This window comes from Francisella sp. LA112445 (assembly GCF_012224145.1).
In the GTDB taxonomy this organism is placed as follows: domain Bacteria; phylum Pseudomonadota; class Gammaproteobacteria; order Francisellales; family Francisellaceae; genus Francisella.
This window is the reverse complement of the sequence record NZ_CP041030.1, coordinates 228923-247625: the sequence shown is the minus strand read 5'-3', so window position 1 is coordinate 247625 and position 18703 is coordinate 228923. Positions and strand designations below refer to the sequence as shown.

Genomic DNA, 18703 nt, shown 5'->3' with positions numbered 1-18703 from the left:
AACTATAATACTTCTGGTGCTAAAGATACGATCTTCATAAACTTCTCAGTACGAAGTTCCCTTGTTACAGGGCCAAAGATACGAGTTCCCATTGGTTGTCCGTTAGCATTTAGTAGCACGGCAGCATTGCCGTCAAAACGAACCTTAGAACCATCTTTTCTGCGCACACCTTTAGCTGTTCTCACAACTACAGCATTATATACAGATCCTTTCTTAGCTTTACCTCTTGGAGCAGCTTCTTTCACAGTTACTTTAATCACATCACCAATAGATGCATATCTGCGATGAGAGCCACCCAAAACTTTTATACACTCAACTCTCTTAGCGCCACTGTTATCAGCAACTTGGAGTTCTGTTTGCATTTGAATCATACAAATAACCCTTATTTATTATTATATAAGACTGCTTGTGGATTTTTGCAGTCCGATAAATATACCAATAAACAAAAATAAAATCAAATTTATTATTTTTCTCTATGGATAATATCTACTAAACACCACTTCTTAGTTTTTGAATATGGCTTAGTTTCTCTGAACTTGATAACATCACCTTCTTTACATTCATTCTTCTCATCATGAACATAATACTTAGTAGTTTTCTTAACGAATTTACCATATAAAGGGTGCTTAACGTATCTTTCAGCTCTTACTACTACAGTCTTATCCATAGCAACGCTAGAAACTTTACCTTCTAACAATCTAATTTTATCGCTCATCTTTCAGGCACCTATTTATTCTTTTCTGATATTATTGTATTTATACGAGCAATATCTCTTTTAGCACTTTTGAATAAGTGATTCTTTTTTAATTGCCCTGTACCCTTTTGCATACGAAGAGAAAATAATTGTTGCAATAACTCAATTTTCGCTTCTTGCAATTGGTCAATACTTTTACCTCTATAATCTTTTAAAGTATCATTTCTTTTCATTACATCACCTGCTTTTCAACAAAAGTTGTCTGCACTGGCATTTTAGCTGCTGCTCTTGCAAAAGCTTCACGCGCTAATTCTTCTTTAACACCAGTAATTTCATATAGTACACGTCCTGGTTGAATTTGAGCAACCCAATATTCAACTGAACCTTTACCTTTACCCATACGAACTTCAAGAGGCTTTTCTGTAATAGGTTTATCTGGGAAGATTCTTATCCATACTTTACCACCACGCTTAATGTGACGGTTAATAGCTCTTCTTCCTGCTTCTATTTGTCTAGCAGTGATTCTGCCTCTAGATGTTGCTTGAAGACCAAACTCACCAAAGCTTACTTTATTACCTCTGTGAGCTAAGCCTCTATTACGCATCTTCTGCTGTTTACGAAACTTTGTACGCTTAGGCTGTAGCATTATCTAGCTCCTTTTTTATTATTATTCTGATTCGTTTGACCAGGAAGGATTTCACCTTTATAGATCCAAACTTTAACACCGATAATACCATAAGTAGTTAAAGCTTTTGATGTAGCATAGTCCACATCAGCTCTGAATGTTTGAAGAGGAACTCTACCATCTCTAGCCCACTCAGAACGTGCGATCTCAGCACCACCTAAACGACCACTTACCATGATCTTGATACCCTTAGCACCTGACTTCATAGCACCTTGCATAGCTTTTTTCATTGCTCTTCTGAACATTACTCTTTTTTCTAATTGTTGAGCAACGCTATCAGCTACTAATTTAGCATCTATTTCAGGCTTACGAACTTCTTCAATGTTGATTTGAACAGGAACACCCATTAACTTGTTAACTTCTGCACGAAGCTTTTCAACATCTTCACCTTTCTTACCAATTACAATACCAGGTCTTGCTGTATGAATTGTAATCTTAGCATTTTGAGCAGGTCTCTCAATCTGAATCTTACTAACTGCTGCTGAAGCAAGTTTTTTGTATAAAAACTCTCTAACCTTAATATCTTCATTAAGCTTAGTAGCGTAGTCAGAAGAGTCAGCATACCAAGTTGAGTTATGCTCTTTTACTATGCCTAATCGAATTCCATTAGGATTTACTTTTTGACCCATTTTTACTACACCTCTTAATTTTTCTCAGCAACTTTCACAGTGATATGTGAAGTTCTTTTTAAAATACGATTACCACGACCTTTTGCTCTAGCTTCAAAACGCTTCATAGTAGGACCTTCATCAACGAATACTGTTGAAACAAATAAAGAATCAACATCCATACCGTCATTATGCTCAGCATTTGCAACAGCAGAGTTTAAAACATCTTTGATTAGAACTGCTGCTTTTTTGTTACTAAAAGTCAAAAGATTAATAGCTTTCTCTACAGGTAGACCCCTGATTTGATCAGCAACTAATCTACATTTTTGAGCTGAGATTCTTGCAAATTTTAATTTAGCTTGTACTTCCATGTATATAACCCCAACTATTTCTTCTTAGCTTTCTTATCAGCTGCATGACCACGATAGTTACGAGTTACTGCAAACTCTCCTAACTTATGACCAACCATTTCTTCAGTCATAAGAACAGGCACGTGCTGCTGACCGTTATGTACAGCTATAGTTAAACCTATCATATCTGGCACAATCAATGATCTTCTTGACCATGTTTTGATTGGCTTCTTAGAATTACTTTCTTGCGCTTCAAAAACCTTCTTTAAAAGATGATGATCTACAAAAGGTCCTTTTTTTAATGAACGAGGCACAACCTTCTCCCTAATTACTTACGTTTTTGAACAATCAACTTATTAGAACACTTATTTTTACGCGTCTTATAACCTTTAGTAGGCATACCCCATGGAGACACAGGATGTCTACCACCTGAAGTACGACCTTCACCACCACCATGTGGGTGATCTACTGGGTTCATTGCAACACCTCTAACAGTAGGTCTTACACCTCTCCAGCGCTTAGCACCAGCTTTACCTAAAGATTTTAAGTTATGCTCAGAATTAGATACCACACCTATAACCGCTCTACAATCTAAAAGTACTCTTCTCATCTCACCTGATCTTAGACGAATAATCGCATATGCATTATCCTTACCAACCAACTGAGCAAAAGTACCAGCACTTCTGATCATTTGCGCACCTTTTTTAGGCTTCATTTCGATATTGTGAATAACTGTACCTAGAGGGATGTTTCTAAGTGGCATACAGTTACCAACAGCAATATCAACTCTTTCACCAGAAACTACAGACATATCTTTCTTTAGTCCTTTAGGAGCGATGATGTATCTTCTTTCACCATCAGCATATAAAACTAAAGCAATGTTTGCACTACGGTTAGGATCGTACTCGATTCTCTCAACCCTAGCAGTGATATCGTCTTTATTTCTTTTGAAATCAACTATACGATAGTGTTGCTTGTGTCCGCCACCTTGATGACGCACTGTAATTCTACCAGTATTGTTTCTACCAGCTTTTTTACTTTTAGCTTCTACCAAACCTTTGAATGGCTTACCTGTATGTAATTCTGTATTCTTTACGCTCACTACGTGGCGACGGCCAGGTGAAGTAGGTTTAGCTTTTTTTATTTCAATCATGATTATAAACCTTCTTTATAATTACTCTGCACCAACAAAATTGATATCATGTCCTTCAGCAAGCTTCACATAAGCTTTTTTCCAAGCTTTTGTTCTACCTTCAACACGACCAAATCTACGCGCCTTACCCTTAACATTAAGGATATTCACAGACTCAACTTTAACTTCAAAAAGCTGCTCAACAGCATTTTTTACATCTAGTTTGCTTGCAAATCTAGCAACTTCAAACACGATCGTTGAGTTTGTATCTGAAAGACCATAAGTTTTATCAGAAACATGAGGTCTTATTACAGTTTTTAATAATTTTTCTTGAGAACTCATACTAACTTCTCCTCTATTTCTTTTATAGCTTGCTTAGTGAAAACAATGTTCTCAAAGCATACTAAAGAAACTGGATTAATTTCCACAGAATCACATACTGCTACATTCTTAAGGTTTCTAGAAGATAAGTATACATTCTCACTAAATTCTTCTACACCAACAACAAAAAGTACATCATTAACTCCTAAAGAATCAACAACTGACTTGAACTCTTTTGTCTTTGGAGTTTCTAATTTTAACTCTTCAACCACAGTCATTCTACCTGATCTTACTAGCTCAGATAAGATTGACTTGATAGCGCCTGAATACATTTTACGATTAACTTTTTGCTTATAACTCTTAGGCTTAGCAGCAAATGTCACACCACCTTTTCTGAAGATAGGAGAACGGATAGTACCCGCTCTTGCTCTACCTGTACCTTTTTGTCTCCAAGGCTTAGCTCCACCACCAGACACTTCTGATCTAGTCTTTTGAGCTTTTGTACCTTGACGAGCACCTGCCATATAAGCAACAACAACCTGGTGGATTAGAGATTCGTTATAGTCTGCTGCAAAAACACCATCTGCAACATCTACCACACCAGCCTCTGCACCAGCTAAAGATTTTATATTTAAGTCCACAACAATCTCCGGTATTTAATATTTTATCTACTAACTTTTAACAGCTGGAGTAACAATGATATTGCCACCAACTGAACCTGGAATACCACCTTTTAAAAGTAATAAACCATTTTCCGCGTCCACTCTCACAACCTCAAGAGACTGAATAGTAACGTTTTCGCTACCCATGTGACCAGCCATCTTCTTGTTCTTAAACACTCTACCTGGAGTCTGGTTTTGACCAGTAGAACCGTGAACTCTATGAGAAAGTGAGTTACCATGAGTTGCATCTTGAGTAGCAAAGTTGTGACGCTTAACACCACCTTGGAAACCTTTACCTTTAGATACACCTCTAACATCCACTTTTTGACCAGCTTCGAATATAGTAGCTTCAATAGATGAACCAACTTCATATTCCGCAGCATTATCTATAGCGAATTCCCACAATCCTCTACCCGGCTCAACACCAGCTTTCGCATAGTGACCAGCTGTAGGTTTGTTTACATTAGAACGCTTCTTGAAACCAGTAGTTACTTGTATAGCATTATATCCATCTGTTTCAGTAGTTTTAACTTGAGTAACTTTGTTAGGCTCAACTTGAACTACTGTTACAGGAATAGAAACACCATCTTCAGTAAAAATACGAGTCATACCACATTTGCGACCAACTAATCCTAAAGACATTATTTAATCCTCTATTATTATTATATTAACCCTGTGATTACGATTGACCACAGAGACCTAATTGATTACATTTTTTGAGTTTTTCAAAAAAGTAACGTATATATTAGCTTAAACTGATCTGAACATCAACACCTGATGCTAAATCTAGCTTCATTAGAGCATCTACAGTTTTATCTGTAGGTTCAACAATATCGATCAATCTCTTGTGAGTTCTGATCTCATATTGATCTCTTGCTTTTTTATTTACGTGCGGAGAAATAAGAATTGTAAACTTCTCTTTACGTACTGGTAAAGGAATAGGTCCTTTAACCTGAGCCCCTGTTTTCTTAGCTGTATCAACGATTTCTTGAGTTGAAACATCGATAAGCTTATGATCAAAGGCTTTTAATCTAATTCTAATACGTTGATTATTTATAGCCATTTTAATTATATCCTTTTATTATGAGTTACGTGATTTGATGATTTCATCAGCTATGTTATTTGGTACTTCAGCATACTTTTTGAACTCCATAGAGAACGATGCTCTACCTTGGCTCATAGAACGAACATTAGTAGCATAACCAAACATTTCTGAAAGAGGAACTAAAGCATTAATTACTCTACCACTTGGATTCTCATCCATACCTTCGATGATACCTCTTCTTCTGTTAAGGTCACCCATAACATCACCAAGGTAATCTTCAGGAGTCACAACCTCTACTTTCATAATTGGCTCAAGTATACATGCATTTGCTTTTTTAGCACCTTCTTTAAGAGCCATAGAAGCAGCAATCTTGAATGCCATCTCAGATGAGTCAACATCATGATAAGAACCATCAAATAAAGTAGCCTTAACACCAATCATTGGATAACCAGCTAAAACACCATTTTGCATTTGCTCTTCGATACCTTTAGCAACTGAACCAATATATTCTTTTGGTACTACACCACCAACGATCTCATCAACAAACTCAAATGTTTTCTCTTCGCCTGCTTCATTAGTTTCAACAGCTAATGGCTCAAACTTAACAACAACATGACCATATTGACCACGACCACCAGACTGACGAACAAACTTACTATCTTGTTCAACAGTTCCACGGATAGTCTCTCTGTAAGCAACCTGAGGGTTACCAACATTAGCCTCAACCTTGAACTCACGTCTCATACGATCAACAATAATATCTAAGTGAAGCTCACCCATACCAGAAATAATTGTTTGACCTGACTCTTCGTCAGTTTTTACTCTGAAAGATGGATCTTCCGCAGCTAGCTTACCTAAAGCTATAGACATTTTCTCTTGGTCTGCTTTAGTTTTTGGCTCAACAGCAACAGAAATTACTGGCTCAGGGAATTCCATTCTCTCTAAGATAACCACATCATCTTGATCACATAGAGTATCACCAGTAGTTACATCTTTAAGACCGATACATGCAGCGATATCACCAGCACGTACTTCTTTGATCTCTTCACGCTTGTTAGAGTGCATCTGTACGATACGACCTACACGCTCTTTTTTACCTTTAACCGGGTTATAAACAGCATCACCAGACTTAAGTACACCTGAATAAACACGGATGAACGTTAAGTTACCAACAAACGGGTCAGTAGCTAGTTTAAACGCAAGAGCTGCAAATGGCTCTTCATCAGATGAAGGACGAGAAGCTGGTTCACCATCTTCTGTTTCACATTTGATAGCAGCAACTTGATTAGGAGCTGGTAAGTATTCAACAACACCATCAAGAACAGCTTGAACACCTTTGTTTTTGAACGCTGATCCACAGAACGCAAGAACGATTTCATTATTAAGAACTCTTGTGCGAAGACCCTGCTTGATTTCAGCATCAGAAAGCTCACCTTCTTCAAGATATTTTTCCATAAGCTCTTCTGAAGACTCAGCCGCAGCCTCAATCATCTCCATACGTAACTCTTCTGCTCTATCTTGAAGCTCAGCTGGAATGTCAACAAGCTCATATGTTAAGCCCATATCTTCTTCATTCCACATAATTGCTTTCATCTTGATAAGATCAACAACACCTTTAAAGTCTTCTTCTGCACCTATATTTAATTGAACAGGAACAACATTTGCTTTAAGACGAGTTCTGATTTGACCACATACTCTTTCAAAGTCAGCACCAGATCTATCCATCTTGTTTACAAATACGATTCTTGGAACACCATATTTGTTAGCTTGACGCCATACAGTCTCAGACTGAGGCTCAACACCTGATGAACCACAAAATACAACAACAGCACCATCTAACACACGTAAAGAACGCTCTACTTCAATTGTAAAGTCAACGTGGCCTGGAGTGTCAATGATATTAATACGATGCTCAGGAAACTGCTGATCCATACCTGACCAGAAAGTAGTTGTCGCAGCAGAAGTAATTGTAATACCTCTTTCTTGCTCTTGCTCCATCCAGTCCATAGTAGCTGCACCATCATGCACCTCACCAATCTTATGAGAAAGACCTGTATAGAAAAGGATACGCTCAGTAGTAGTTGTTTTACCTGCATCCACGTGGGCACAGATACCAATATTTCTATATTTTTCTAAACTTGTTTTACGAGACACTTTATATTCCCCTTATTACCATCTGAAGTGAGCAAACGCTTTGTTAGCTTCTGCCATCTTATGAGTATCTTCTCTCTTCTTAACAGCAGCACCTCTACCCTCTACAGCTTCAAGAATCTCAGCAGCAACCCTGTCGCCCATAGTATTCTCTTTTCTCTTACGTGCAGCATCAATTATCCATCTCATACCTAAAGTTTGACGACGCTCTGGTCTAACTTCTACAGGAACTTGATATGTAGCACCACCAACACGGCGAGACTTAACCTCTACCATTGGACTAACGCTTTCTAACGCATTTTCAAAAACTTCAACTTCATTAGCTGAAGCATCTTTTGCTTTAATTTTATCAAACGCACCATATACAATTTTCTCAGCTACTGATTTTTTACCATCTAGCATGATATGGTTAACAAACTTAGCAACTACCTGACTCTTATACTTAGGATCAGGTAAAATATCTCTTTTAGGAGCTCTATTTCTTCTAGACATTTTTACACCTTTTTCAAATGTTAAATTTTAAACACAAACTAAGACTTAGGACGCTTCGTACCATACTTAGAACGACCGTGCTTACGATTATTAACACCTGAAGTATCTAAAGCACCCCTAACGATGTGGTAACGCACACCTGGTAAATCTTTAACCCTACCACCTCTGATAAGCACAACACTATGCTCTTGTAGGTTATGGCCTTCACCACCAATGTAACTTGTTACCTCAAAACCACTCGTTAATCTTACACGAGCTACTTTTCTAAGTGCTGAGTTAGGCTTCTTAGGAGTTGTAGTATAAACTCTCGTACAAACACCTCTTCTTTGAGGACAAGCCTTCAACGCAGGAACCTTAGACTTAACAACCGATCTCTTGCGAGGGTTGTTCACCAACTGATTTATAGTTGCCATTAGTTATTATTCTCCGTTTTTTATCAGTTTTTGATTAAATAATTTCAAATGCTAGACAAAGGCATCGCCTATGCAAAAATAGCATTAGGCAACAATAATAACAAAAAAGCAAAAAAAAGAAAAGAAAAAGTATTATTTATTAGATTTTCCGAAAACAGACTTAAATGCAACATACAGATAGTTACACATAGAGTAAACCGTTAGAATCACAGCAATATATAACATCAAGAAACCCAAAAATATAAACCATGTGTTAAAGCTTGAATAATCGATAGAGTGTCTAAAGTCTATAGCAGGTTTAATTAAGAATATAAATAACGCCGCCATCTGAGCCGTAGTTTTAACCTTACCCCAAATACCAACCTTAACAACACTACGCTGACCCAACTCAGCCATCCACTCACGCAAAGCAGACACTAAAATTTCACGACAAATCATAACAATAGCAGGTATTGTAGCCCACCAGTAAGGATACATCTCCACAAATAAGCACAGCGCTGTAGCAACAATAAGCTTATCAGCAACAGGATCCAAAAAAGCTCCTAACTTACTTGTCTGCTCCCATTTACGCGCTAAATACCCATCCAACCAATCAGTAGCAGCTCCTAACAAAAATAGCGTAGCCGTAATCCCATGATGATGAGGGAAATTAAAATAGTAACATATCACTATAAAAGGTATTAGAACTAAACGTCCAAAAGTTAAAATATTAGGGAGATTAAAAAACATAAACCTAAACTCCTGTATGACCAAAACCACCAACAGCTCTAGCAGTTTCTTGTGAAAACTCTTCAACAACATTAAAAGTTGCTTGAACAACAGGAACTATAACAAGCTGAGCAAACCTCATCAAAGGTTCAATCTCTATAACCTCTTGAGAACGATTAAAACAAGAAACTTTTAATTCACCCTGATAATCAGAATCTATAAGCCCAGTACCATTCCCAAGCACTAAACCTTTCTTATGCCCTAAACCCGATCTTGGCAAAATCATTGCCGCATAACCAGGATCGGCCACATTAATAGCTATACCAGTCCCAATAAGCTTACACTCACCGGGATTTAAAAATACACTCTCAGAGATACAAGCTTTTAAATCAACAGCCGCCGAACCTTCTGTTCCATAGCGTGGCAATTCATTCACAATCTCTTTATTCAAAAACCTAAGCTCAATATTCACAAAAACCCCTATAAAATAAATACGCCAGCAAAATACCCTAGCATTACAAATATTGGTAAAGTAGGCATATAGCCATCTAATCTGTCAAGCACTCCACCATGACCAGGCAAGATATTACCACTATCTTTAACTCCTGCGATGCGCTTCATCATACTTTCAAACACATCACCAACAACAGACAACACCGCAACAAGAGCTGAAATCAACACCATATAAACATACTCAAGAGGAGTCAGCCCCATATACATTAAGAATACTATAGCAACTATGATAGCACAAAGCATTCCACCAAGAAGACCTTCTATAGTTTTATTTGGACTCAGCCTAGGCAACATCTTATGCTTACCGATCGCCTTACCTGTGAAGTATGCTCCACTATCAGCAGCGGCAACAACCAAAATAAACATAAATATCCACGCCACATTATTGCTATGTAGTACATATAAGCAGGCAGCAAAAGGAGCTATAGTAAACAACCCTAAAACAAGCATTTCTTTAGATGAGATAGTACTTATTTTCTCTCTCTCATACTGGCTTAATCTAAATATAGCGTACAACCAAAATATAGGGAAAATATACTGCAAATAAATAAAAAACTGAGAAACCACAAAAGCTGCAACCACAAATACAATAAGATACTTAAGCATAGAATCCTGCTCAACCTTTGCTAACTTTAACCACTCATACGCAGACAAAATAGCGACAAGGAAAACCCCAACCCCAAACAAGTACTCAGATGCATATAGTAAAAAACAAAACACTACTGCCACAAGCACTACACCAGTTATAATTCTTTCTTTCATAATTTCCTCTTATCTAATCTGCTCACCACTTTTACCAAACCTTCTCTGGCGAGAATAAAAATACTCCACTGCTTTATCCAGCTCTTTTTTAGAGAAGTCTGGCCACATAACATCCGTAAAATACATTTCCGCATATGCAAGTTGCCATATCATAAAATCACTTAGGCGAACCTCACCACTTGTACGAATAAGTAAATCAACTGGCACATTTCCGGCTGTCAAATACTCACCAAACATTTGTTCTGTAATATCACTCGATAATACCTTTTGATCTTTAACATCATCTACTACAGCTTTAACTGCTTGTACGATATCCCAACGCCCTGCATAATCTACAGCTAACCTTAACTGTAAACCAGTATTTTGACTTGTTAAAGATTCAGTTTCAGAAATTATACCCAGAAGCTTTGATGAAAGTCTCGTCTTATCACCAACAACTTTTAAAGAAATATTATTTTTATGTAACTTAGGTGCTTTATCTTTCAAGGTTTTGCAAAAAAGATCCATTAAGTCTTCAACCTCTTGGGCCGGCCTTAACCAATTATCTCTCCCAAAAGCAAAAAGTGTCAAAACTTCTATATTATTTTCAGCGCAATACTCTATTGAAGCATCAACACTAGATATAGCATTTCTATGCCCAAAGATTCTTGGCTTTAATCTACTTTTAGCCCATCTACCATTACCATCCATAATTATGGCAATATGTCTAAGAGTATTTTTCTTAGCCGAAATCATAAATAAATTATAATAAAATTAAACTAGATAAATAATAAGAAAGAATGGATGAAAATACAAGTTTTATTAGAGAATCTAAGAAATTAGACTTCCATTAAGTCTTGCTCTTTCTTAACTGCTAGAGCATCAGCTTGAGCAATCATTTTATCTGTGATTTTTTGAATATTATCTTCAGCTCTTTTTGCTTCATCTTCAGTTATTTCTTTCTCTTTAAGAAGCTCTTTGATGTCACTATTAGCATCACGACGAATATTTCTGATAGAGACTCTGCCACTTTCTGTTTCAGACTTAACTAACTTAACTAGTTCTCTTCTTCTCTCTTCGTTTAATGCAGGCATAGGAACTCTTAAAGAATCACCTAAGTTTGTAGGATTAAGACCAAGATCTGAAGTCATAATAGCTTTTTCAATTTGACCAGAAAGGCCTTTCTCCCACGGAGTAATACCTAAAGTTCTAGCATCTAAAACTGTAACATTTGCCACCTGAGTAATAGGTGTAGCAGAACCATAATAATCTATAGTTACATGAGCTAGGATATCAGGATGAGCACGCCCTGTTCTAATTTTAGCTAAATCATCAGCCAAAACATCCAAAGACTTGCTCATTCTGCTTTCAGCATCTTTTAGAATTTCATTTATCATAAAATAATCCTTTTTAAAAATTAATTAGTCTAAAGTAACCCAAGTACCATGCTTAGAATCAACAACAGCATCAACCAAAGCATTAGACTGAGTCAAATCAAACACATATATTGGAATACCAAAATCTCTACATTGAGTAAAAGCTCCCAAATCCATAACACTCAGCTCTTTTGCAACCACTTCTGAAAAAGAAACTTTCTCAAAGCGTTTTGCATCTGGATACTTATTTGGGTCCTTATCATACACTCCATCTACAGTTGTGGCTTTTAGTAAAGCATCTGCACCAATCTCAACTGCTCTTAAACTAGCTGTAGTATCAGTAGTTACAAATGGATTACCCGTGCCTCCTGCAAAGATCAAAACTTTACCAGCTGCTAATGACTGATTAAATTCATGTGCACTAGCTACTTTAAGTAAACCATCAACACCTTTCGCTGAGAAAACATCTGCCTCGACATTTTCACTAAGAAGCATATCTCGCAAAGCTAAAGCATTAATCATTGTAGCAATCATACCCATCGAGTCTGCAGTAGCCCTTCTGATTTTATCACCAAAGTTGGCTCTTCCGCCTCGCAAGATATTACCACCACCAACAACTATAGCAATTTCAATACCTTGAGATACAAGTGTTTTAATTTGGTCTATGATAGGTTTTGCAGAATCAACATTTATACCAAAACCTTGATCTGCAGATAAAGACTCCCCACTTAGCTTAAGAAGAACCCTCTTAAGCTTTAGAGGTTTTTGAGAACATTCTGACGAATCGTTAGACATATATTAACCTTTAATTTGGCTCATCACCTCTGCTGCGAAGTCTTCTTCTTTCTTCTCGATACCTTCACCAACATCTAGACGAATAAAGCTAACTACTTTTGCATTATTATCTTTAAGAAGTTTTTCAACTTGGATGCTAGGGTCTTTAACAAAAGCCTGACCAGTTAAGCTAACTTCGCCAGTAAACTTCTTCATACGACCAACAACCATCTTCTCAGCGATTTCTTTTGGCTTACCAGACTGCATAGCGATCTCAACCTGGATAGATCTTTCCTTCTCTACAACATCTGCAGGAACATCTTCAGGGTTAACATACTGAGGATTAGCTGCTGTTACATGCATAGCGATATCTTTAGCAAGCTCTTCTTCACCACCCTCTAAAGCAGCAACCACACCAATTCTACCACCGTGAACATACGCACCTAGGTTAGAAGCTTCTGTAGTTTTAACTCTACGAACTTGGATATTCTCACCGATTTTAGCAACTAAAGATTTTCTAGCTTCTTCAACAGTTTCACCAGTTGAAATTTTAGCCTCTAGAACTTCCTCGATAGTTTTTGCATTAGCAGCATGAGCAGCTTTCACAGCTTCACTAGCGAACGCTTTAAAACTTTCGTCTCTAGCAACGAAGTCTGTTTCAGAGTTGATTTCAAGCAACACAGCTCTACCATCAGCAGCATAAGCTTCGATAACACCTTCAGCAGCAACACGAGAAGCTTTCTTATCAGCTTTTGCTTGACCAGAGATTCTCATCTCTTCAGCAGCTTTTTCAATATCACCTTCAGCAGCAACTAGAGCTTTCTTACACTCCATCATGCCAGCACCAGTTCTTTCTCTAAGTTCCTTTACTAATTTAGCAGAAATATTTGACATTGTTTTATTATCCTTGTTTGTTTCTTATGCTTCTTGTTGAGCTTCTACAGCTTCATCAGCTTTTGCTTCAATAGCTCTATCTAGACCTTGAGCATCGATAACAGCATCAGCAAATTTCTTCATATAGAAAGATATAGACTTAACAGCATCATCATTACCTGGGATGATATAGTCAATACCTTCAGGGTTTGAGTTAGTATCTACGATAGATACAACTTTGATACCAAGCTTCTTAGCTTCTTGGATAGCGATGTGCTCTTTATTGCTATCAATAACAACGATAGCATCAGGAATACCGCCCATCTCTTTAATACCACCAAGAACTTTCTCTAACTTCTCAATAGTTCTTAAGTTTTGAAGCATTTCTTTTTTAGTTAAAGATCCAAAAGTACCATCTTCTTTCATCTTTTCTAACTGAGCTAGTCTTTTGATAGATTGTCTAACTGTTTTATAGTTAGTAAGCATACCACCTAACCATCTGTGGCTAACATATGGCATACCACATCTTTTAGCTTCAGTTTCTATGATATCTTGAGCTTGTCTTTTAGTACCAACAAAAAGAACCTTACCACCGTTAGCAACAGTTTTACCAACAAAGTTAACAGCATCTTGGAAAAGAGGAACTGTTTTTTCTAAGTTGATGATATGTACACCATGGTTAATACCAAAGATGTATTCATTCATTTGTGGGTTCCAGAAAGCTTTTTTGTGTCCGAAGTGAACACCAGCAGATAACATTTCTTTCATTAAAGACATTTTATTAATCCTTATTTATTTGGGTTATATCTAACACTTCAAGCCAGCTCAAATATCGTAAACGACACCCTTTAAGCTAACATTATTTTGCTAAAGTGTATGATTTATTAATTAAACATTTACTTATATATAAAAATATAAGCTTGCTTATTCTATCATAAGATATCTAAAAATTACAAAAATTTATTCCTCACTAGAGGTGAAGCCATATCTGAAGAGATCAACAAGAGTTTGCATATATAAATTATACCCCAGAAATATAGCATTGACTTCTAAACCATATACATCCTGGTTCTGCATTACAAGCCTCGTTAGTGGTTAAACTACCACAGCTAGGTGTTGATGAGTCATCACCACTTCCTGAGCTATCCCCTTCTGAGCCACCCTCTTCAGAACCGCCACCTCCTAAGCCAAGATCAGATGTGGCTGAGCCTATTCTAGATTCAAGATCCTCTACAGAAGAGGCTCTTTCACACCCTGAAAGAGAAACAGTCGAAACACAAGAATTATATATCATTGATCCACTACTCATACTAATAATATATGAGGTTTTTTCTTCAGCGTAAGATTTTGAGATCAAGAAAATACCTAGAAAAACAAATAAAAATAATCTCAAAGTTTTTTTAGGGAGTTCCTGCTTCCTTTTGACACTAGTTATTATCATAGTCGACCCTCACTGCATTAGCACTTAACCAAGTTATAGTTTTTGACTGAGCATAGTCACCGGCAACTGTAGAATTAAAATTCTGTGCAAACTCAGATGAATCAAAATCGGCTTTAGAGCCAAATGATCCATTTGAATTATAGTATTCTGCGATATTCGTTCTATCACTACCATTCGCATGGATAGTATCGGCCATCTTTGTTTTGGTGATGTAATCTGAATACATTGGCACAGCAATAGCCGCAACTATAGTAATAATTGCAACTACAACCATCAATTCGACCATCGAAAATCCATATTTTTTCTCATATAACCTTAAAAAAAACAATACTCTGTATACTTAAATTACCATAATACAAAATTAAAAGACAAACAAAAACTACGATATCTCAACATATTATTATGATAAAATTAAAGTCATATTTTAATAAACGCATAGTAATACATAATGATTTCACTAATAGTTGCATACGATAAAAATCTTGGCATCGGCAAAGAAAACTCTCTAGCATGGAAGCTATCTGAAGATCTTAAGAATTTCAAAAAAATTACTGAAAACAACTATATTGTAATGGGTAGAAAAACTTTTGAGTCAATTGGTCGCCCTCTTCCTAATCGGAAAAACATCATCCTAACTAGAGATAAAGAATACAAACAAGACAAGTGCTTGATAATAAACAGCACTCAAGATATCTTAAACTTCGCGAAATCAAAACCGCATTATGAAATATTTATAATAGGTGGTGCACAAATTTATAAAGAATTTTTGCAATATGCCGATAGATTATATATAACTGAAGTTGATACAGAAATGAGCGATCTTGATGCCTTTTTTCCTCAATGGGATAGCTCAAAATATAAACGTATAGGTCATAAAGAGTTCAAAAAAGATGATAAAAATGAGTTTGACTTTACTTTCAGTGTTTTCGAGAAAAACTAGCTTTTTTTTAAAAAAACATTATTACCTAAATATAGCAGAATAACCTCCCACATTTGCTCTTAATCCCATATTTCACTCCCTTCACTTAAAAATTAAATTGTAAAAACACATCATTTTACAATTTAGAAACACTTTAGTTACTTATTTAAACTAATTTTTATACTTAACTTATAACGTATTAGGAGAACTTCCTTGAGTGATATATTAAAAGTCAGCATTTGTAAATGGCGATCAGGTCATGTTGGATTAAGGGTTGTTCCAATCGATGATCAAGGTAAAAACATAGATGATAAAAATCAAAGAAAATACTACGCCCTTGTACCCAAAGGCCCCACACTTCGAACCATAAGAGCAACGGGTTTCAATCTTTTTGATTCATTAATAACCGCAAAATCCCCTATGGAAGCAACGCTTTTATCAGACTACACAACAGATAGATTGAATAATACTAGCAAGAGGCGATTCGCCAACGCATATATATTATCTGAGATTCAAAAAGAATATAAGAAAATCACTGAAAGTAATAGTAATGTAAATACTATAGATACAATAATTAATGATACTAATACACTCTCGCTTTGTGACTCAAATGTAAAGGATCTTTTTGAAAGAGCTGAAAGTTTAATCATCAATTATAAGCAAAACAAAAGAATCGATAATTTTCTTCTAAATAATATAGGCAATAATCTTAATTCCTTAATCGAAGAACAAGAAAAAAATGGAATTAAACAAACCCTAAAAGATAATACTGAATATTTTGTAAGAAAACCTGAAGATAAGTATTATTTATATCCCGGAGGAGGTTTATGTAAAAGAGATGGAATTAAACAATGGTTTGGAATCAAGCCCAATCGCATAGACTCTGCTGCAAGCTATTTTAGATTAAATGACAATAAAATACATCATAATAAACAAGTATATTACAAAACTTTTAGTAGATATCATAACTGTATAGGATATGTTAGGTATTTACTTGAAAACGCAGGGATTAAAGCATTCAAAGACACATCGTCTCTTGAAGTCTTAGGTATTACTGACCCAAGCAGACTTGAGAAATATATGGCAGAAGTTAATAAAAAACTGTTTGATATTAACCAAAAAGCTAATATATTATTTAACAATGTCACATCTTCCAACGCCCGAACACAAGATAGAGAGACTACTATAAAAGATTTAAAAAAACTAAACTCATCTTCATACCTAACCAAATATGAAAGCTCTAGAGATATAACTACTAAAATTAAAGCATTAAGCTCGTTAATTTCTAATATATCTAAACACAGTGTAACACATACCACTCGCAATTATCTTATGCGCCTAACTAAAGACTTATATAGCTAATTGATTAGCATCTAAAAACCTCTCTAGATCTTAAATTATTAACATATTTTATTTACGACTTACTCTATGAAAATACATTTTTTTACAAATTAGAAATATTTGAGCTACTTTTTTAAACTACTATCTACACATACCCAAATATAATACTAAAGAGAATAATATGGACCTTTGTCATATAGCTAAAATTGGGATCTATAAATGGAATTGTAATCATATTGGATTAAAGCTTACTGCAATAAATAATAAAGGCGAAATTCTTAAAGACTTGGATGATATAAAAGAATATTTTGCTTTACAGCCCAAAGGTACGCTTTCTATGAAAGAAATAAGTCGTGGTAATAGCTTATGGATGCAAGGGAAGTTATCTTTAAAAGCTAATTTTATAAAAGACTATACCATAGATCGTAACATATATACCACTTTTAAACAATTATCGGATATAACTATTCTACATAAAATATTAGAAGTATTAAAAGATGACATACAAGAGCTTAACCAAGGTTTAGATGATAGACACACTTCTCAATTAGTTAAAACAATAGACTACAATGATCAAACACATAGTGCTTTATCAGAGAACACAAAACAACTTTTAAAAAGGGCTGAAGAACAAGTATTGTCATATAACACTGCGACTGACTATTTTCAAAAATCAAATATAATTAGAAGCTATGATGTAAATCAAATATGTAAAGATTGTAAGGATCTACTTGAAGATTACAAGAAAAAAGGAATTAAAGTAACCAAGAAACCAAAGCTAGACAATTGTAGAGGTATTGTAAAAAGCCCTATAGATAAATACTACATATTCCCTGGAGGTGGTATGTATAAAAAAGATAATATAAGACAGTGGTTTGGACTTAAATCCAATAATATCAAAGAAGCTGCTACTGCTTATGAAGCCGGTGAAAATCCAATACATCATGGTACAGGAAAAGCATACTATAAGTTTTTTAGCCGGTATCACAATTGTGCCGGATATGTTAGATACTTACTAGAAGCAACTGGAATTAGGGCTTTTAAGGACACCTCATACTTAGAAAGATTTGGAGTTACAGATACAGCTAAATTTAAAACTTATATAGAAAATATTAATAACAAAATACATATAATCAATACAAAAGCAGATATGGTATTTAAAGACATTATCGAATGTAATACCACAAATAATGTAAACATAAATACAGTTATGAACGAGTTAAATAAACATCACTTATCATCAGATATAAATAAATTTAGCTCTTCAAACCTAGATACTAAAATTAAAATATTAATCACATCTGTTGACTATATACACAGGAATTATACTTGCTTCTCTAAAGACACTCGAGAATACATTATGAATCTAATTATAAGCACCTATAACTAAATACTTCTTTAAGATATAAACAGAATTTATTTTATCTATCCGTTTTTTAAAGAAATCTCTATAAATTAGAACAG

The 18703-nt window shown here is 35.5% G+C and carries 27 protein-coding genes and 1 pseudogene; 3 read left to right on the top strand and 25 right to left on the bottom strand.

Annotated elements, in window-relative coordinates:
• Window positions 1–2: 2 nt before the first annotated feature.
• From rplN to FIP56_RS10430, 25 genes and pseudogenes are all read right to left on the bottom strand, one after another.
• A complete protein-coding gene (gene rplN, locus FIP56_RS01240; protein ID WP_150466862.1) occupies window positions 3–371 on the bottom strand; it encodes a 50S ribosomal protein L14 in 369 nt (122 codons plus the stop codon).
• A gap of 92 nt (window positions 372–463) precedes the next feature.
• Window positions 464–715 (bottom strand): 30S ribosomal protein S17, encoded by a 252-nt coding sequence (gene rpsQ, locus FIP56_RS01235; protein ID WP_192577183.1) that lies wholly within the window; start codon window positions 713–715, stop codon window positions 464–466.
• 11 nt (window positions 716–726) lie between these two features.
• A complete protein-coding gene (rpmC, locus tag FIP56_RS01230) occupies window positions 727–927 on the bottom strand; it encodes a 50S ribosomal protein L29 (protein ID WP_072711271.1) in 201 nt (66 codons plus the stop codon).
• On the bottom strand, window positions 927–1340 hold the full coding sequence (rplP, locus tag FIP56_RS01225; RefSeq protein WP_072711270.1) for a 50S ribosomal protein L16: 414 nt from the start codon (window positions 1338–1340) through the stop codon (window positions 927–929). The genes rpmC and rplP overlap by 1 nt, the downstream gene beginning before the upstream one ends.
• Window positions 1340–2008 (bottom strand): 30S ribosomal protein S3, encoded by a 669-nt coding sequence (gene rpsC / locus FIP56_RS01220; RefSeq protein WP_192577182.1) that lies wholly within the window; start codon window positions 2006–2008, stop codon window positions 1340–1342. The genes rplP and rpsC overlap by 1 nt, the downstream gene beginning before the upstream one ends.
• 14 nt (window positions 2009–2022) lie before the next feature.
• Window positions 2023–2358 (bottom strand): 50S ribosomal protein L22, encoded by a 336-nt coding sequence (gene rplV / locus FIP56_RS01215; RefSeq protein ID WP_072711268.1) that lies wholly within the window; start codon window positions 2356–2358, stop codon window positions 2023–2025.
• 14 nt (window positions 2359–2372) lie between these two features.
• Window positions 2373–2651 carry a 30S ribosomal protein S19 gene (rpsS, locus tag FIP56_RS01210; RefSeq protein WP_004286613.1) on the bottom strand — a complete coding sequence of 93 codons (279 nt, stop codon included), beginning with the start codon at window positions 2649–2651 and terminating at the stop codon, window positions 2373–2375.
• 14 nt (window positions 2652–2665) lie between these two features.
• Window positions 2666–3490, bottom strand: coding sequence for a 50S ribosomal protein L2 (rplB, locus tag FIP56_RS01205; protein WP_192577181.1), 825 nt, complete (start codon window positions 3488–3490; stop codon window positions 2666–2668).
• Window positions 3491–3511: 21 nt separating this feature from the next.
• Window positions 3512–3811: a 50S ribosomal protein L23 gene (gene rplW / locus FIP56_RS01200; protein ID WP_192577180.1), complete on the bottom strand. Its 300-nt coding sequence runs from the start codon at window positions 3809–3811 to the stop codon at window positions 3512–3514.
• Window positions 3808–4431 (bottom strand): 50S ribosomal protein L4, encoded by a 624-nt coding sequence (rplD, locus tag FIP56_RS01195; protein ID WP_192577179.1) that lies wholly within the window; start codon window positions 4429–4431, stop codon window positions 3808–3810. The genes rplW and rplD overlap by 4 nt, the downstream gene beginning before the upstream one ends.
• Window positions 4432–4461: 30 nt before the next feature.
• On the bottom strand, window positions 4462–5094 hold the full coding sequence (rplC, locus tag FIP56_RS01190) for a 50S ribosomal protein L3 (RefSeq protein ID WP_192577178.1): 633 nt from the start codon (window positions 5092–5094) through the stop codon (window positions 4462–4464).
• 103 nt (window positions 5095–5197) lie between these two features.
• Window positions 5198–5509, bottom strand: coding sequence for a 30S ribosomal protein S10 (gene rpsJ / locus FIP56_RS01185; protein WP_040010754.1), 312 nt, complete (start codon window positions 5507–5509; stop codon window positions 5198–5200).
• Between the two features lie 24 nt (window positions 5510–5533).
• Window positions 5534–7651 (bottom strand): elongation factor G, encoded by a 2118-nt coding sequence (gene fusA, locus FIP56_RS01180; protein WP_192577177.1) that lies wholly within the window; start codon window positions 7649–7651, stop codon window positions 5534–5536.
• Between the two features lie 15 nt (window positions 7652–7666).
• Window positions 7667–8140, bottom strand: coding sequence for a 30S ribosomal protein S7 (gene rpsG / locus FIP56_RS01175; protein ID WP_040010069.1), 474 nt, complete (start codon window positions 8138–8140; stop codon window positions 7667–7669).
• Between the two features lie 38 nt (window positions 8141–8178).
• Complete coding sequence (gene rpsL / locus FIP56_RS01170) at window positions 8179–8553, bottom strand: 30S ribosomal protein S12 (protein WP_003035357.1); 375 nt, start codon at window positions 8551–8553, stop codon at window positions 8179–8181.
• Window positions 8554–8685: 132 nt separating this feature from the next.
• Entirely contained in the window at window positions 8686–9282 is a 597-nt protein-coding gene (gene pgsA, locus FIP56_RS01165; protein WP_192577176.1) for a CDP-diacylglycerol--glycerol-3-phosphate 3-phosphatidyltransferase, read from the bottom strand.
• A 4-nt stretch (window positions 9283–9286) separates the two neighbouring features.
• Window positions 9287–9733 carry a dUTP diphosphatase gene (dut, locus tag FIP56_RS01160; RefSeq protein WP_192577175.1) on the bottom strand — a complete coding sequence of 149 codons (447 nt, stop codon included), beginning with the start codon at window positions 9731–9733 and terminating at the stop codon, window positions 9287–9289.
• Window positions 9734–9741: 8 nt separating this feature from the next.
• Window positions 9742–10536, bottom strand: coding sequence for a phosphatidate cytidylyltransferase (locus FIP56_RS01155; RefSeq protein WP_192577174.1), 795 nt, complete (start codon window positions 10534–10536; stop codon window positions 9742–9744).
• Between the two features lie 9 nt (window positions 10537–10545).
• Window positions 10546–11271, bottom strand: coding sequence for a polyprenyl diphosphate synthase (uppS, locus tag FIP56_RS01150; protein WP_192577173.1), 726 nt, complete (start codon window positions 11269–11271; stop codon window positions 10546–10548).
• Window positions 11272–11354: 83 nt separating this feature from the next.
• A complete protein-coding gene (frr, locus tag FIP56_RS01145) occupies window positions 11355–11912 on the bottom strand; it encodes a ribosome recycling factor (RefSeq protein ID WP_192577172.1) in 558 nt (185 codons plus the stop codon).
• A gap of 24 nt (window positions 11913–11936) precedes the next feature.
• Complete coding sequence (gene pyrH, locus FIP56_RS01140) at window positions 11937–12686, bottom strand: UMP kinase (RefSeq protein WP_192577171.1); 750 nt, start codon at window positions 12684–12686, stop codon at window positions 11937–11939.
• A 3-nt stretch (window positions 12687–12689) separates the two neighbouring features.
• A complete protein-coding gene (gene tsf, locus FIP56_RS01135; protein WP_192577170.1) occupies window positions 12690–13559 on the bottom strand; it encodes a translation elongation factor Ts in 870 nt (289 codons plus the stop codon).
• Between the two features lie 24 nt (window positions 13560–13583).
• Complete coding sequence (gene rpsB, locus FIP56_RS01130) at window positions 13584–14315, bottom strand: 30S ribosomal protein S2 (protein WP_192577169.1); 732 nt, start codon at window positions 14313–14315, stop codon at window positions 13584–13586.
• 244 nt (window positions 14316–14559) lie between these two features.
• On the bottom strand, window positions 14560–14832 hold the full coding sequence (locus FIP56_RS01125; RefSeq protein WP_192577168.1) for a hypothetical protein: 273 nt from the start codon (window positions 14830–14832) through the stop codon (window positions 14560–14562).
• A 340-nt stretch (window positions 14833–15172) separates the two neighbouring features.
• Window positions 15173–15265 (bottom strand): annotated as a pseudogene (locus FIP56_RS10430) (type IV pili fiber building block protein); the annotation flags it as partial.
• Between the two features lie 162 nt (window positions 15266–15427).
• Here FIP56_RS10430 and FIP56_RS01115 point away from each other — a divergent pair.
• The 3 genes from FIP56_RS01115 (at window position 15428) to FIP56_RS01105 (ending at window position 18629) form a co-directional block, all read left to right on the top strand.
• Window positions 15428–15919 (top strand): dihydrofolate reductase, encoded by a 492-nt coding sequence (locus tag FIP56_RS01115; RefSeq protein WP_192577166.1) that lies wholly within the window; start codon window positions 15428–15430, stop codon window positions 15917–15919.
• A gap of 192 nt (window positions 15920–16111) precedes the next feature.
• Window positions 16112–17260, top strand: coding sequence for a hypothetical protein (locus FIP56_RS01110; RefSeq protein ID WP_192577165.1), 1149 nt, complete (start codon window positions 16112–16114; stop codon window positions 17258–17260).
• 160 nt (window positions 17261–17420) lie between these two features.
• Window positions 17421–18629: a hypothetical protein gene (locus FIP56_RS01105; protein ID WP_192577164.1), complete on the top strand. Its 1209-nt coding sequence runs from the start codon at window positions 17421–17423 to the stop codon at window positions 18627–18629.
• Window positions 18630–18703: the final 74 nt, after the last annotated feature.

Bases quoted from the DNA above. Each gene is read 5' to 3' on its own strand.
- FIP56_RS01155 (WP_192577174.1), bottom strand. From the start codon at position 10,536: ATGAAAGAAAGAATTATAACTGGTGTAGTGCTTGTGGCAGTAGTGTTT.
- rplB (WP_192577181.1), bottom strand. From the start codon at position 3,490: ATGATTGAAATAAAAAAAGCTAAACCTACTTCACCTGGCCGTCGCCAC.
- rpmC (WP_072711271.1), bottom strand. From the start codon at position 927: ATGAAAAGAAATGATACTTTAAAAGATTATAGAGGTAAAAGTATTGAC.
- rpsL (WP_003035357.1), bottom strand. From the start codon at position 8,553: ATGGCAACTATAAATCAGTTGGTGAACAACCCTCGCAAGAGATCGGTT.
- frr (WP_192577172.1), bottom strand. From the start codon at position 11,912: ATGATAAATGAAATTCTAAAAGATGCTGAAAGCAGAATGAGCAAGTCT.
- FIP56_RS01105 (WP_192577164.1), top strand. From the start codon at position 17,421: ATGGACCTTTGTCATATAGCTAAAATTGGGATCTATAAATGGAATTGT.
- rplC (WP_192577178.1), bottom strand. From the start codon at position 5,094: ATGTCTTTAGGATTAGTTGGTCGCAAATGTGGTATGACTCGTATTTTT.
- rplW (WP_192577180.1), bottom strand. From the start codon at position 3,811: ATGAGTTCTCAAGAAAAATTATTAAAAACTGTAATAAGACCTCATGTT.
- pyrH (WP_192577171.1), bottom strand. From the start codon at position 12,686: ATGTCTAACGATTCGTCAGAATGTTCTCAAAAACCTCTAAAGCTTAAG.
- rplP (WP_072711270.1), bottom strand. From the start codon at position 1,340: ATGCTACAGCCTAAGCGTACAAAGTTTCGTAAACAGCAGAAGATGCGT.
- pgsA (WP_192577176.1), bottom strand. From the start codon at position 9,282: ATGTTTTTTAATCTCCCTAATATTTTAACTTTTGGACGTTTAGTTCTA.
- tsf (WP_192577170.1), bottom strand. From the start codon at position 13,559: ATGTCAAATATTTCTGCTAAATTAGTAAAGGAACTTAGAGAAAGAACT.
- FIP56_RS01125 (WP_192577168.1), bottom strand. From the start codon at position 14,832: ATGATATATAATTCTTGTGTTTCGACTGTTTCTCTTTCAGGGTGTGAA.
- rpsC (WP_192577182.1), bottom strand. From the start codon at position 2,008: ATGGGTCAAAAAGTAAATCCTAATGGAATTCGATTAGGCATAGTAAAA.
- rplV (WP_072711268.1), bottom strand. From the start codon at position 2,358: ATGGAAGTACAAGCTAAATTAAAATTTGCAAGAATCTCAGCTCAAAAA.
- uppS (WP_192577173.1), bottom strand. From the start codon at position 11,271: ATGATTTCGGCTAAGAAAAATACTCTTAGACATATTGCCATAATTATG.
- rplN (WP_150466862.1), bottom strand. From the start codon at position 371: ATGATTCAAATGCAAACAGAACTCCAAGTTGCTGATAACAGTGGCGCT.
- FIP56_RS01115 (WP_192577166.1), top strand. From the start codon at position 15,428: ATGATTTCACTAATAGTTGCATACGATAAAAATCTTGGCATCGGCAAA.
- rpsB (WP_192577169.1), bottom strand. From the start codon at position 14,315: ATGTCTTTAATGAAAGAAATGTTATCTGCTGGTGTTCACTTCGGACAC.
- rpsQ (WP_192577183.1), bottom strand. From the start codon at position 715: ATGAGCGATAAAATTAGATTGTTAGAAGGTAAAGTTTCTAGCGTTGCT.
- rpsG (WP_040010069.1), bottom strand. From the start codon at position 8,140: ATGTCTAGAAGAAATAGAGCTCCTAAAAGAGATATTTTACCTGATCCT.